Annotated in this window: 15 protein-coding genes; 5 read left to right on the top strand and 10 right to left on the bottom strand. The window is 66.1% G+C overall.

Annotation, left to right across the window (positions count from 1 at the left end; genetic code table 11):
- The first annotated feature begins 49 nt into the window (after positions 1–49).
- The 3 genes from IY145_RS07515 to IY145_RS07505 are packed head-to-tail and all read left to right on the top strand — an operon-like array spanning position 50 to position 2,310.
- Complete coding sequence (locus tag IY145_RS07515; RefSeq protein ID WP_196410445.1) at positions 50–697, top strand: phosphoribosyltransferase; 648 nt, start codon at positions 50–52, stop codon at positions 695–697.
- A gap of 12 nt (positions 698–709) precedes the next feature.
- Positions 710–1,825: an alanine dehydrogenase gene (ald, locus tag IY145_RS07510; RefSeq protein ID WP_196407638.1), complete on the top strand. Its 1,116-nt coding sequence runs from the start codon at positions 710–712 to the stop codon at positions 1,823–1,825.
- Between the two features lie 23 nt (positions 1,826–1,848).
- On the top strand, positions 1,849–2,310 hold the full coding sequence (locus IY145_RS07505) for a YbhB/YbcL family Raf kinase inhibitor-like protein (protein ID WP_196407637.1): 462 nt from the start codon (positions 1,849–1,851) through the stop codon (positions 2,308–2,310).
- 6 nt (positions 2,311–2,316) lie between these two features.
- On the opposite strand, the gene IY145_RS07500 is transcribed toward IY145_RS07505, so the two are convergent.
- From IY145_RS07500 to IY145_RS07470, 7 genes are all read right to left on the bottom strand, one after another.
- A complete protein-coding gene (locus IY145_RS07500) occupies positions 2,317–2,913 on the bottom strand; it encodes an LptA/OstA family protein (protein WP_196407636.1) in 597 nt (198 codons plus the stop codon).
- Positions 2,910–3,605: an LPS export ABC transporter periplasmic protein LptC gene (gene lptC / locus IY145_RS07495; protein WP_196407635.1), complete on the bottom strand. Its 696-nt coding sequence runs from the start codon at positions 3,603–3,605 to the stop codon at positions 2,910–2,912. Before lptC ends, IY145_RS07500 begins: the two co-directional genes overlap by 4 nt.
- A 72-nt stretch (positions 3,606–3,677) precedes the next feature.
- On the bottom strand, positions 3,678–4,292 hold the full coding sequence (locus IY145_RS07490; protein ID WP_196407634.1) for a ribonuclease D: 615 nt from the start codon (positions 4,290–4,292) through the stop codon (positions 3,678–3,680).
- A 182-nt stretch (positions 4,293–4,474) separates the two neighbouring features.
- Entirely contained in the window at positions 4,475–4,864 is a 390-nt protein-coding gene (locus tag IY145_RS07485; RefSeq protein WP_196407633.1) for a helix-turn-helix domain-containing protein, read from the bottom strand.
- Positions 4,865–4,869: 5 nt separating this feature from the next.
- On the bottom strand, positions 4,870–5,073 hold the full coding sequence (locus IY145_RS07480; RefSeq protein ID WP_246721840.1) for a type II toxin-antitoxin system RelE family toxin: 204 nt from the start codon (positions 5,071–5,073) through the stop codon (positions 4,870–4,872).
- Between the two features lie 97 nt (positions 5,074–5,170).
- Complete coding sequence (locus IY145_RS07475) at positions 5,171–5,644, bottom strand: CYTH domain-containing protein (protein WP_196407632.1); 474 nt, start codon at positions 5,642–5,644, stop codon at positions 5,171–5,173.
- A gap of 16 nt (positions 5,645–5,660) precedes the next feature.
- Entirely contained in the window at positions 5,661–6,254 is a 594-nt protein-coding gene (locus tag IY145_RS07470; RefSeq protein ID WP_196407631.1) for a hypothetical protein, read from the bottom strand.
- A 265-nt stretch (positions 6,255–6,519) separates the two neighbouring features.
- Between IY145_RS07470 and IY145_RS07465 the strand changes: the two genes are divergently transcribed.
- The gene (locus IY145_RS07465; RefSeq protein WP_196407630.1) at positions 6,520–8,745 is read left to right on the top strand and encodes a tetratricopeptide repeat protein; all 2,226 of its coding nucleotides are present in this window, start codon (positions 6,520–6,522) and stop codon (positions 8,743–8,745) included.
- Positions 8,746–8,850: 105 nt separating this feature from the next.
- Complete coding sequence (ftsH, locus tag IY145_RS07460; protein WP_196407629.1) at positions 8,851–10,740, top strand: ATP-dependent zinc metalloprotease FtsH; 1,890 nt, start codon at positions 8,851–8,853, stop codon at positions 10,738–10,740.
- On the opposite strand, the gene IY145_RS07455 is transcribed toward ftsH, so the two are convergent.
- The 3 genes from IY145_RS07455 to leuB form a co-directional block, all read right to left on the bottom strand.
- On the bottom strand, positions 10,710–10,991 hold the full coding sequence (locus tag IY145_RS07455) for a HigA family addiction module antitoxin (protein WP_312030561.1): 282 nt from the start codon (positions 10,989–10,991) through the stop codon (positions 10,710–10,712). The genes ftsH and IY145_RS07455 overlap by 31 nt on opposite strands.
- Before the next feature lie 14 nt (positions 10,992–11,005).
- Positions 11,006–11,287 carry a type II toxin-antitoxin system RelE/ParE family toxin gene (locus tag IY145_RS07450; RefSeq protein WP_196407627.1) on the bottom strand — a complete coding sequence of 94 codons (282 nt, stop codon included), beginning with the start codon at positions 11,285–11,287 and terminating at the stop codon, positions 11,006–11,008.
- An 86-nt stretch (positions 11,288–11,373) separates the two neighbouring features.
- Positions 11,374–12,486 carry a 3-isopropylmalate dehydrogenase gene (gene leuB / locus IY145_RS07445; protein ID WP_196407626.1) on the bottom strand — a complete coding sequence of 371 codons (1,113 nt, stop codon included), beginning with the start codon at positions 12,484–12,486 and terminating at the stop codon, positions 11,374–11,376.
- Positions 12,487–12,661 lie beyond the last annotated feature (175 nt).

Here is a 12,661-nt window from a genome sequence, read left to right as displayed (position 1 = left end):
GTCCGACTATATCGAAAGCGTCGCGCATCCGCGCCGGAGCTGGATCGCCATGCCGTTTCGTGATCGTGACGACGCCGGTCGTCGGCTCGCCGATGCGCTCGTCGCGCATGCCGGCGAGGCGGCGGTCGTTTATGCGCTGCCGCGCGGAGGCGTTCCCGTCGCCGCGCATATTGCGGAGAGGCTGAAGGCTCCGCTCGATCTCGTGCTCGTGCGCAAGATCGGCGTTCCCTATCAGCCGGAGCTCGCCATGGGCGCGCTCGCCGATGGCGGCGCTCCGATCATCGTCCGCAACGAGGATGTGATCGAGGCGGCGGAGGTGACGGAGTCCGTGTTCCAGGCGGTCTGCGCGCGCGAGCGCGCCGAGATCGAGCGGCGGCGCGACGTCTATCTCGGCGGCAGGGCGCGGCCGGACCCCGCCGGCAAGCTCGCCGTCGTCGTGGATGACGGCGTCGCGACCGGGGCGACGACACGCGCGGCTCTGCGCGCCGTCAGAGCGCTGCATCCGGCCAAGCTCATTCTCGCCGTCCCTGTCGCGCCGACCGATGCGCTGGAGCCGCTGCGCCACGAGGCCGACGAGCTCGTGTGTCTCGAACATTATCGCGACTTCGGCGCGATCGGCTTTTTCTATGAGAATTTTCGCCAGATCGACGACGAAGAGGTAATCGGAATCCTCGATCGTTTCTCGTCGCGGTCATGATCGGAGGCTCTGATGCGCGTCGGTGCGCCCAGGGAAATCAAGGACAATGAATTTCGCGTGGCGCTGACGCCCGCCGGCGTCTACGAGCTCGTGCAACGCGGTCATTTCGTGATGGTGGAGAGCGGCGCGGGCGTTGGCGCGGGGCTTTCCGACGGCGATTTTCAGACCGCGGGCGCGGCGATCGTCGAGGGGCCGGAGTCGATCTTTTCCTCCGCCGACCTCATCGTGAAGGTGAAGGAGCCGCAGCCGCTGGAGCGCGAGCGATTGCGGCCGGGGCAGCTGCTCTTCGCCTATCTGCATCTCGCCGCCGATCGCGCGCAAGCGCTGGAGCTGATGCGCTCCGGCGCGATCTGTATCGCTTATGAGACGGTCACCTCGCCCTTCGGCGGCCTGCCGCTGCTCGCGCCAATGTCCGAGATCGCCGGGCGCCTCGCGCCGCAGGCGGGGGCCCGATGTTTGGAAAAATCCATGGGCGGGCGCGGCGTGCTGCTCTCCGGCGCGCCGGGCGTGCCGCCGGCCGAGGTGGTGATCCTCGGTGCGGGGACGGTGGGGACGCAGGCGACGATGATCGCGCTCGGTATGGGCGCGAGCGTCATCGTCGCCGATCGCGGCGCCGAGCCGCTGCGGCGCCTTTCCGCGCGCTTCGGCGCTGCGGCGCGCACGATTTTCTCGACGCCGACGGCGATCGCCGAGCTCGTCCGCCGCGCCGATCTCGTCATCGGCGCCGCGCTGGTTCCGGGCGCCGCGGCGCCCAAGCTCGTCAGCCGCGGCATGCTCGCCGGCATGAAGCCGGGCTCGGTCATCGTCGATGTGGCGATCGATCAGGGCGGCTGCTGCGAGACCTCGCGACCGACGACGCATTCCGATCCCGCCTATGTCGTCGACGACGTCGTCCATTATTGCGTGGCCAATATGCCGGGCGCGGTGCCGCGCACCTCTACTTTCGCTCTTGCGACCGCGACGCTGCCTTTCGTGCTGGCGCTCGCCGACAAAGGGCTCGGCGCGCTGCGCGACGATCCGCATCTTGCCGCAGGCCTCACGGTCGCGCGCGGCGAGATCGTCAACGCATCCGTCGCCGCGGCGCTCGGGCTTCCTTTCGCGCCGGCGGAGAAATTCTTGAATATCTGACATTCGAGAAGGAGCGTCACGATATGCGGCTGCAATCGCCGGCCTTCGCCCATGGGGAGGAGATTCCCCGCAAATACACATGCGACGGCGCCAATGTCTCGCCGCCGCTGCTCTGGAACGACGCGCCGGCGCAGACCAAGAGCTTCGTCCTGCTCTGCGACGATCCCGACGCGTCAGCGGGCGTGTGGCGTCACTGGGCCGTCTATGATCTCGCGGGCGACGCCACGGGCCTTCCCGAGGGCGCCGGACGGCCAGGGCCGCAACGCGGGTTTTTGCAGGGGATCAATGATTTCGAGGGCTCTGGCTATGGCGGGCCGTGCCCGCCGCCGCGCCATGGCGTCCATCGCTATCGCTTCCGCCTGCTGGCGGTTTCGACCCCCGCGCTTCCGGTTTCGCGCAAGGAGCCGAGCTGTCTGGAGGTGGAGCGCGCCGCCAATGAGGCGTTGCTCGAGGAGACGGCGCTGATCGGGACTTATCGACGCTGACGGGCCTCAGTCGGCGCGGCGACGCTCTTCGGCGACGGGAGCCGGTTCTTTCTTTTCTTTCTTCTCGCCCTTGGCCTCGCCGGGCGTGAAAATGCTGCGCACACGCTGGCCGAGGATCGTCGCTTGTCCCGTCCCGACGTCGTAGACGAGTTTCTCGCCCTTGGCGACATTGTCGCCCTGGCTCAAGGTCACATTGCCGATGAGATAGACCTTGTTCTCGCCGCGGTCGTAGCTGCCTTTGTCGCCGGACCCGATCTGATCCTTGGAGACGAGCGTCACCGGCCCCTCGGCGTCTATGTGACGGACGCGGTCGCTGCCGCCGCTCTCTTGGCCCTGCTGCGCCTTGTCCAGGAAGAGGATGAGGCGCGAGGCCTTCAGCGTCGAGGGGCCGTTCACCACGACGACGCCGCCGGAATAGACGAGCTTTTGCTCCTTGTCGAAATAATCGAGCTTGCCGGCGTCTATGTCGACCGGATCCTTGGCGCTGGAGCCGGGGAGTATGCCGCCGGAGCGCCCTTTGGCGGCGAGCGGCGCCGCGGCCAGAAGCGCGGCCATTGCGAGGGGCAGGAAATGAAAGATTTTCAGGATATGAAAGCTTTTCATGGAGACGATCCTTCCGCCGCGCCATCCTCGTCGTCGCCGGGCAGCGTCGTATGCACCGCGCCGGAAAAAGTCGCGCGCCGCTCGTTCTGCGAGAATTCGACCGATTGCGCCGTCACGATCGATCTGTCCAGCGTCAGCTTGACAGCCTGGTCCGAGGTGACGAGATTGCCGCGAAAATCGATCACGGCGGCGTCGGTGCGCAAGTCGTAGCGCTTGCCGTCGAAGAGGCGGGCGCCGCCGGAGAGGTGGGCGCGGTCCTTCTTGGCGTCATAGAGGCCTTTTTCCGCAGTCAGCACGACATTGGATTCGTTGTCGCTCTGGATATGCACCTCGAGCTGCTCAAGCTCGAACACATCGGGCTTGGCGATATCCTGTATGCCGGTGCGGGCGCGCAGCTCATAGGGGCGGCCGTCCTTGCGATAGCCGACGAGCTTGGGGCTCTCAATGGTGATGCGCGTGCCCTGCGTGGCGATGCGCGCGAAGCGCAGATCGGCCGGCAGAAAGCGCAGCGAATGGAAGCCGACGCCGACGGCCACGGCGGCGAGAATGGAGCCGCTGCCCCACAGCAGCCAGCGCCTCAGCCGGGCGACGCGCTGGGAATGGCGCCGCGCCTGCGGAATGGCGTCGCGACGCGGCGCGATGAAGGAGGCGAGCCGGTCGCGTCTATCGGTCGGCGGCGAGGCGTCGTTCATTCAATTCCTGCTCGCCATCCCTGCGCGAAAACGCCCGCGAGATAACGCCGGCCGCATGGCGAATTCGAGGCGTCATTCATGCGAGAAAATATCGGTCTCCGGCCAGCCCGCGAGATCGAGCCGGGCGCGCGTCGGCAGAAAGTCGAAGCAGCGGGCGGCGAGATCGGCGCGGCCCTCGCGGGCCAGCATGACGTCGAGCTTCTCTCGCAGCGCATGGAGATAGAGCACGTCCGAGGCCGCATAGGCGAGCTGCGCGTCCGAAAGCGTCGCCGCGCCCCAGTCCGAGGATTGCTGCTGCTTGGAGATTTCCACGGCGAGCAATTCGCGCACGAGATCCTTGAGCCCATGGCGGTCGGTATAGGTGCGGATGAGCTTGGAGGCGATCTTGGTGCAATAGACGGGCTCCGCCATCACGCCGAAGGTCTTGGCCAGAATGGCGATGTCGAAGCGCGCGAAATGGAACAGCTTCAGCACTTTCGGATCGGCGAGCAGGCGCGTGAGATTGGGCGCCTGCGTCTGCCCGGGCGCGATGCGAACGAGATCGGCGTCGCCGTTCCCGCCAGAGAGCTGGACGAGGCAGAGCCGGTCGCGATGCGGATTGAGGCCGAGCGTTTCCGTATCGATGGCGACGACAGGGCCGAGATCGGCGCCGTCCGGCAGATCGCCCGAATGCACGCGGATGGTCATGGGGGTGTGATTCGCTTTCTCTAGAGTCTTTTCATGTTTCAAGGAAAACATGAAAAGACTCTATGCTTTTGTTTCGACGCGCTTCCAACGCAGAACCGGCGGCCGCTTCGGCTGGAAACGCTTTAGGGACAGCGACCTTTAGCCGATTTCCGGGGGCTTTGTCGAAGACGGAGCGCCGAGCCTCAGGACGTGAGCCATGCGGGATCGACTTGCAGCGCCTCGGCGATGAGAGCGAGCGTTTCCGGCGTTCCCTTGCGGCGGCCGGATTCGAGATCGCTGACGTAGCCCTGTCCGAGATTGGCGCCATGCGCGAGTTGCAGCTGCGTCATGTCGCGCCAATTGCGCAGCGCCTTCAAAAGACTATCGCCGCGCAATAGAGCGGCGCTCACCTCTGGAGGAAGGCGCTCGTCGCGCCTGGCCGCGAGCTCCGCCTTGCGTTCGTCATAGATCGCAATTTCCGCCGCATCTTCTTCCGCCTCGGCCGCGGCGGCGACGAGGGCGTCATAATCGGCGCGGGGAATGACGACCAGCTCCTCGCCCGCCGGCGTGGTGATGATTTGAATTTTCGGCATGGACGTCAATTTCTCCGGTAAGTCGCCGTCTCACGCTTGCCGATATGGATGGCGAGGATCGTCGCTCCGTCATCGTCGCGATACCGCCCGACACGCATGCGAAAGCCGTCGCGGCCCGCGAGATTCTTCACGTCGCCGAGTCCAGTCGTCGCATAGATCGCCAGAGCTTCGGTTACGGCTGTTCTCGCATCCTCGGGAAGGCCATCCAATTCCTTGGCGGCCTTGTGCGTGAGGATGATCAGCTTTATGAGAGCGATAATATCGCTCTAAACGCTCAGGTCGGCAAGCGATAATATCGCAGCCCCTCTACGGCGCATCCCAATAGCCGAACGGCCGCTTCGACAATTCGGAGTTGAAATAGCGGGGATCGCCGGAGACTTCGCGGCCGAGCCAGCCGGGGCGGTCGAAAGGCTCCTCTTCCGAGGAGAGCTCGATCTCGGCGATGATGAGCCCGTCATTCTCGCCCTGGAACACGTCGACGGTCCAAATATGGCCGCCGCACACCTCCTCATAGCGCGTCTTTTCGATGAGCGGGCGCTCGCATAGGCGGTCGAGCATGGTCTCTGCATCCTCGACGGGAATGGGATATTCGAATTCGGAGCGGGTGACGTTGGATGTGCGCCCCTTGATCGTCAGAAAGGCGGCGCCGCCGGCGATGCGAACGCGCACCACGCGATCCTCGACGCGCGAGAGATAGCCCTGGCGAAAGGCCACGCCATCGTTGCGCGGCCGCCACAGCTCGCGCGTCACCAGAAACTTCCGCTCGATCTCCACGCCCATTCCATCCTCCTCGATATCAGCTCGCCAGCGCGGCGGCGCGTTCGACGCCTTTGGGAAAATTCACATTGAGCCGCGGATCGGCGTCGAGCGCGCGCAGCGCCTGCGTGAGGCGGCGCTCGTCCTCGCTCTCCAGCGCGACGCTCTCCATCGGCGCGGCGCCGATCTGCAGTCGCACGAATTCCGCCGCGCAATCGTGAAAGGAAAAGCGCAGACGCGACTTTCGCACCGCCACTGCGCGCAGGGCGGGGCAGGGCGCGACGATCTCCTCGAGAAAGCGCGCCTCGTCGTAACTGGCGTGACCGAGATAAATCAGCGGCAACGCCAAGGCCGCTGCGGCCGCGGCGAGGCGTTCCGCCGACAGCGGGAAAGCCGAGCGAAAGGCCGGCGCCCATAATTCGAGGCCGTCGTCGACGCGCAGCAGGCGCTTCACCTCGAGCGCCTCGTCGCGAATCTTCGCCGAATGCGGGGTCAGCGCGTTGAGCAGATAGATTTCGTCGCTGCGGCGCGGCAGGCTCGTCGGCGAGCCGAGCTTCGCCTCCAGCGCCGCGAGATCGGCGCCGAAGATGCGCCATTCCCAGCGCGGCGTCGCATTCGGCTCGAGCGCGCCCATCGGACCTCACACTCTCACGGCGAGCGCCGCCGGCGAACCGCCAACCGAGGCTTGCGTTCGACAGCGTCGCGCGGCGACCAATAGCGTCCCCGTCCGCACGCCGTCATCACGACATGTAGCGCGGCGGCGGCCGAAGAGGATGGCGCATTCGTTCGCTATTCAGAAACACGGCGAACAAGCTGGCGCAATATCTGGGTCCGAGATAGAGCACAGTCGACGACCCGGCCCGATTCGGGCGCGGCCGACGCGGGACCATTCGCGACGCATGACCGATGTTACGCCGGACTCCGCCTTTCGAGAGGCGCGCGCACGCCATGAGGCGGGCGCGATCGACGAAGCGGCCGCGCTCTATCGCGGCGTTCTCGCATCCTGCCCACGGCACGCCGACAGCCTGCATCTGCTCGGCCTGCTCGAGGTCGAGCGCGGCGCGCCGCAGACAGGTCTCGAATTGATCGGCGAGGCGATGTCGATCGCGCCGGGACAGGCGATTCATCACAACAGCCGAGCGCTCGCGTTTCGCGCGCTCGGGCGCCTCGACGAGGCGGTGCATGACTATCGCGCCGCTGTGGCCCTGCGCCCCGGCTCCGGCGAGCTCCATTGCAATCTGGCGATCGCGCTGACGGAGCTCGGCCGCAGCGCGGAAGCGGCCGCGCATTACGGCAAGGCCGCCGAATGCGCGCCGGATCGGCCGGAAATCTGGTACAATCTCGCCAATGCGCTGGCCGAGATCGGGCCCGCCGCGCAGGCCGAGGCGGCCTTTCTGCGCGCTATCGAACTCGAGCCGCGGCTCGTCGAGGCGCAAGCCAATTTCGGCCGTTGGCTGATGCGCCGCGGACGCTGGAGCGACGCCGCCGCGCGCCTCACCATTGCGGTGCGACTCGCCCCGGGCAGCGCCGCCTATTGGAACAATCTCGCCGTTGTGCTCCAGGAGCTCGGCCGTCATTCCGAGGCGATCGTCTGCTATGAGAGCGCGCTCACGCTGGAGCCAAATCGCGCCGACGCGCATTACAATCTCGGCTGCCTGTTGCATATCAGGGGTCGCACGGATGACGCCGTCGCCCGTCATCTCGCGGCGATCGCGGCCGATCCGCGGCACGGCGGCGCGCGCATCGCGCTCTGCATGGCGGAGCTGCCCATCCTCTATGACACGCAGGAGGAGATCGCTCTCCGCCGCGCGCGCTATGAGCGAGCGCTCGAAAATCTCGCCGATTCTTCGCAGGATGCGGAAATCGCGGCGGCGCTCGCGCCGGCGGTGGGCGCGACGCAGCCCTTCTTCCTGCCCTATCAGGGCGAGGACGATCGGCAATTGCAGACGCGCTACGGCGAATTCGCCTGCCGCGTTCTGGCGCAGACGCGCCCCGCCGTCCCGCTGGCGCCGCCGCCGGCGGCCGGCGAGCGCATAAGAATCGGCATAGTGAGCGGCTTCTTCTGCCGCCACACGGTCTTCCGCCTCTTTCTCGAGAGTTGGATCGCGCGGCTCGATCGCGCGCGCTTCGAGGTGACCGGCTTCCATACGGGCAAGACGCAGGACGCCGACACACTTCGCGCCGCGCAATATTGCGAGCATTTTCCGCTCGAGCCTTCGACGCCGGAGGGCTGGCGCGAGGCCATCGTCGCCGCGGCTCCGCATGTGCTGCTCTATCCCGAGATCGGCATGGACCCGGTGTCCGGCTGGCTGGCGGCGCAGCGCCTCGCTCCGACGCAATGCATGGCCTGGGGCCAGCCGGAGACGAGCGGAATGCCGACGATCGACTTTTTCTTGTCGAGCGAGCTGATGGAGCCCGAGGGCGCCGCGCGCTTCTATACGGAACGGCTGGCGCCCATGCCCAATCTCGGCCTGCATTACACGGCGGAGACGCTTCAGCTGCAGCCGCTCGATCGCACGCTTTTCGGAGCCGAGCCCAATGTCCCGATTTTCTTCTCGGGACAGGCGCTCTACAAATATCTGCCCTGCTACGATGTCGTCTTCCCGCGCATCGCCGCCATGCTCGGGCCCTGCAAATTCCTCTTCATCGCCTTCGCCAAGAGCGAAGACGTGACGGGGGCGTTTCGCGCGCGGCTGGAGCGGGCCTTCGCCGCGGCGGGGCTTTCCGCCGAGGATCATTGCGTCATCCTGCCGCAAATGCCGCAGGAGCTGTTCATCGCGGCCGCCGCCGCCTCCGATGTCATTCTCGACACGCCCGGCTGGTCGGGCGGCCGTTCGACGCTCGATCTGCTCGGCGCCGACCGCCCCATTGTGACGCTGCCGGGCGACTTCATGCGCGGGCGCCATACGGCCGCGATTCTGCGCCGCATCGGCTGCGAGGAGACGATCGCCTCCTCCTTGGACCATTATGTCGAGATCGCCGTGCGCTTGGGGCGCGACCGCGCCGCGCGCGCGTCGCTCGCCGGCTTCGTCGCCGCGAACAAGCACAGAGCCTTCGAGGATATGGACTATATTCGCGCGCTCGAGGATTTTCTGGAGGCGGCGGCGCGCAGCCGGCTGGCCTGAGGTCTCGGCCTATTCTCGGAGTGGATAAGCTCGCGGCGGCGCCTATATGTGAACGGCTGCGGCGCGCAAGCGTCGGCGCATGACCCCGCGACGACGAGGCCCGCCATGGAGAAGCCGACGAAAGACAAGGCCTGGTCTTTCAATATCGCTTATTTTCTTCTGGCCCTCGTCGGCGTCCTCGTCCTGCAGCAGATGTGGACGGTCTACCGGCAGACCGAGGTCGTTCCCTATAGCGAGTTCCAGTCCCTCTTGCGCGACAGCAAGATCGCTTCGGTGGAGGTCGGGAGCGACATCCTACGCGCCACGCTGAAGGAGCCCATGTCGGATGGGCGCAAGCAACTCGTCGCCGTGCGCGTGCCGACCGATGTCGCCGCCGAGCTCGAGGCGGCCAAGGTCAAATATTCCGGAATCGTCGAAAACACCTTTGTCTCGACGCTGCTCTCCTGGGTCTTGCCGATCGCGCTGTTCTTCCTCGTCTGGAGCTTTCTGTCGCGCCGCATGACGCAGGGCTTGGGCTCGGTCATGCAGATCGGCCAGAGCCGCGCCAAAATCTTCGTCGAGACGGATGTGAAGGTCGGCTTCGCCGATGTCGCCGGCGTCGACGAGGCGAAGGAGGAATTGCAGGAGATCGTCGCTTTTCTCAAAGACCCGAAGACCTATGGGCGCCTCGGCGCGCGCATTCCCAAAGGCATATTGTTGGTCGGTCCGCCCGGCACCGGCAAGACTTTGCTCGCCCGCGCGGTGGCGGGCGAGGCGGGCGTGCCCTTCTTCTCCATCACCGGTTCGGAATTCGTGGAAATGTTCGTCGGCGTCGGCGCCGCGCGGGTGCGCGATCTCTTCGCGCAGGCGCGCGCCTCGGCGCCTTGCATCATCTTCATCGACGAGCTGGACGCGCTCGGCCGCGCGCGCGGAATCTCGGGCCTTTCGGGCGGCCATGACGAGAAGGAGCAGACGCTCAATCAATTGCTCGCGGAATTGGACGGTTTCGATCCCTCCTCCGGCGTCGTGCTGCTCGCCGCCACCAATCGGCCCGAGGTGCTCGATCCGGCGCTGCTGCGCGCCGGCCGCTTCGACCGACAGATTTCGGTCGATCGGCCGGACAAGATCGGCCGCGCCGCGATACTGAAAGTGCATTTGAAAAAGATCAAGCTCGGCGCCGATGTCGACCCCACCGAGATTGCCGCCATGACTCCGGGCTTCACCGGCGCCGATCTCGCCAATCTCGTCAATGAGGCGGCGACATTGGCGACGCGCCGGCGCGCGGCCTCGGTGACGCCGGACGATTTCACTTCCGCGATCGAGCGTGTGATCGCGGGGCCGGAGAAGCGCAATCGCCTGCTGCATCCGCGCGAGCGGCGCATCGTCGCCTATCACGAGATGGGCCATGCGATCGTCGCCATGGCGCTGCCGGATATGGACCCGATCAAGAAGGTCTCGATCATTCCGCGCGGCATGGGCGCGCTCGGCTATACGATGCAAATGCCGATCGAGGACCGCTATCTGATGACGCGCACCGAGCTGATGAATCGCATGACGGTTCTGCTCGGCGGCCGCGCGGCGGAGATGAATGTGTTCCACGAGGCGACGACCGGCGCCGCCGACGATCTGCAACGCGCGACCGAAATGGCCCGCTCCATGGCGACGCGCTACGGCATGGAGCCCGCTGTCGGGCAGGCCTCCTATATCGCCGAGCGGCCGCGCTATCTCGACATCGGCGATCTCGGCCAGCGCTCGCAGGCGAGCGAGGAGACGAGCGCGCGCATCGACCGCGCTGTGCGCGATCTGGTGGAGGAAGCCTTCTTGCGCGCGACGCGGATTTTGAAGGAATGCGCGAGCATTCACGAGGAGACGGCGAAGCGGTTGCTCGATAAGGAGACGTTCACCGAAGAGGAGCTGGAGCCGATAAGGGATGAGGTGAAGGCGCGAATGGGCGCCGATGTGTCGGCGTCAGTCGACGGAGGCGGTCAGGCCGCGCGCGTCGGCAGGCCGGAATAGTCGTTCTCGGCCTCGGCCTTCGATAGATCGTGGGCCGCCTGCAGATTGAGCCAGAAGCGCGGGTCGGTTCCAAAATAGCGGCCGAGCCGGATGGCCGTGTCCGCCGAGACGTCGCGGCGTCCACGCATGATGTCGCTGATCCGATTGCCCGGCACGCCGAGCGTTTCCGCGAGCCCGCGGGCGGAAAGGCCGAGGGGCTTCATGAACTCGTCGGCGAGAACCTCTCCCGGATGGGTTTTGATTCTGATCACTGCGGAACTCCCCCTCAATGATAGTCGACGATCTCGACGCGATCCGGTCCGAGGTCCGTCCACACGAAGCAGATGCGCCAACGATCATTGATGCGGATGCTGTGCTGGCCGAGACGGTCGCGCTTCAGCGCCTCGAGCTGATTGCCGGGCGGTGAGCGGAGGTCGGACAGAACGACGGCCGCATCGAGCATGTCGAGCTTGCGCGCCGCGACTTTGCCGACCTGTCGCCATTGCGCCGGACAATCGCCCGTCTTGAAAAAGCGCTCGGTCGCGGCGTCGGCGAAGCCCTGTATCACGAGGCCGTATTATGTGATACGTTTCGCATATCGTCAAGGGCCCCGGCGCGCCCGGCCGTCGTGACGGCCGGGCGCGCCGGATCGCCTCACGCAAACGTCTTCTTCAGCTCCGCCAGAATCGCGTCGCCCATCTGGCTGGTGGACACCGGCTTGTCGTTCGGCCCGGCGATGTCGGCCGTGCGCAGGCCGGCGGCCAGCACATCGGCGATCGCTTTGTCGATCGCGTCGGCGACCGGGATCAGGGCGAAGGAATAGCGCAGCGCCATCACCAGAGAGCCGATCATGGCGATCGGATTGGCGAGCGCCTTGCCGGCGATGTCCGGCGCGGAGCCGTGGCACGGCTCATAGAGCGCCTTGCGCTTGCCGGTCGCAGCGTCTTCCCCGCCGAGCGAGGCGGAGGGCAGCATGCCGAGCGAGCCGGTCAGCATGGAGGCGACGTCCGACAGCAGGTCGCCGAAGAGATTGTCGGTGACGATCACGTCGAACTGCTTGGGCCGGCGCACCAGCTGCATGCCGAGCGCATCGGCGAGCATATGCTCGAGCTGCACATCGGAATATTCGCGCGCGTGCAGGGCCGTCACCACCTCGCGCCACAACAGGCCAGACTTCATCACATTGGCCTTCTCGGACGATGTGACCTTGTTGGAGCGCTTGCGGGCGAGCTCGAAGGCGATGCGGGCGATGCGCTCGATCTCATAGGTCTCATAGACCTGCGTGTCGACGCCGCGCTTCTGGCCATTGCCGAGATCGGTGATCTCCTTGGGCTCGCCGAAATAGACGCCGCCGGTCAATTCGCGCACGATCATGATGTCGAGGCCATCGACGAGATCGGGCTTCAGCGAGGAGGCGTCCACCAGCGCCGGATAGCAGATGGCCGGGCGCAGATTGGCGAAGAGGCCCAAATCCTTGCGCAGGCGCAGCAGACCCGCCTCCGGGCGCACGTCATAGGGCACGCCGTCCCATTTCGGACCGCCGACGGCGGCCAGCAGCACGGCGTCGGCGCTTTTGGCGAGGGCCATGTCGGCCTCGCTGATCGCCTGGCCGTGGGCGTCATAGGCGGAGCCGCCGACGAGGCCCTTCTCTGTCTCGAAAGAGGCGACGCCGGCCGCGCTCAGAAAGCCGATGAGCTTCTCGGCCTCGGCCATGATTTCAGGGCCGATGCCGTCGCCGGGCAATAGAAGAAGCTTGTAGGCGGCCATGAAATCCTCTCTCTGACTGGCTCCTCCGAGCAGGCGTTCGTCGCTTCGCCGACGGAACGCCCGTTCAGGGTCTTTTGAGGAAACAGGATTTTTACCGAAAAACCGGCTCCCGCTTTTTCGAAATCCTGCTTAGGGTTCGCGCCGTCAATAGGACGCTCGCCGCCGCAAGGCAACA

It is taken from the genome of Methylosinus sp. H3A (genome assembly GCF_015709455.1).
GTDB lineage: Bacteria > Pseudomonadota > Alphaproteobacteria > Rhizobiales > Beijerinckiaceae > Methylosinus.
Note: the sequence above shows the minus strand (reverse complement) of the source record. Positions and strands in the feature narration are given on the sequence as shown.

What these genes read in the sequence shown, in the direction of transcription:
- IY145_RS07515 (WP_196410445.1), top strand. Translation starts at nt 50, where the DNA reads ATGCCGTTTCGTGATCGTGACGACGCCGGTCGTCGGCTCGCCGATGCG.
- ald (WP_196407638.1), top strand. Translation starts at nt 710, where the DNA reads ATGCGCGTCGGTGCGCCCAGGGAAATCAAGGACAATGAATTTCGCGTG.
- IY145_RS07505 (WP_196407637.1), top strand. Translation starts at nt 1,849, where the DNA reads ATGCGGCTGCAATCGCCGGCCTTCGCCCATGGGGAGGAGATTCCCCGC.
- IY145_RS07500 (WP_196407636.1), bottom strand. Translation starts at nt 2,913, where the DNA reads ATGAAAAGCTTTCATATCCTGAAAATCTTTCATTTCCTGCCCCTCGCA.
- lptC (WP_196407635.1), bottom strand. Translation starts at nt 3,605, where the DNA reads ATGAACGACGCCTCGCCGCCGACCGATAGACGCGACCGGCTCGCCTCC.
- IY145_RS07490 (WP_196407634.1), bottom strand. Translation starts at nt 4,292, where the DNA reads ATGACCATCCGCGTGCATTCGGGCGATCTGCCGGACGGCGCCGATCTC.
- IY145_RS07485 (WP_196407633.1), bottom strand. Translation starts at nt 4,864, where the DNA reads ATGCCGAAAATTCAAATCATCACCACGCCGGCGGGCGAGGAGCTGGTC.
- IY145_RS07475 (WP_196407632.1), bottom strand. Translation starts at nt 5,644, where the DNA reads ATGGGCGTGGAGATCGAGCGGAAGTTTCTGGTGACGCGCGAGCTGTGG.
- IY145_RS07470 (WP_196407631.1), bottom strand. Translation starts at nt 6,254, where the DNA reads ATGGGCGCGCTCGAGCCGAATGCGACGCCGCGCTGGGAATGGCGCATC.
- IY145_RS07465 (WP_196407630.1), top strand. Translation starts at nt 6,520, where the DNA reads ATGACCGATGTTACGCCGGACTCCGCCTTTCGAGAGGCGCGCGCACGC.
- ftsH (WP_196407629.1), top strand. Translation starts at nt 8,851, where the DNA reads ATGGAGAAGCCGACGAAAGACAAGGCCTGGTCTTTCAATATCGCTTAT.
- leuB (WP_196407626.1), bottom strand. Translation starts at nt 12,486, where the DNA reads ATGGCCGCCTACAAGCTTCTTCTATTGCCCGGCGACGGCATCGGCCCT.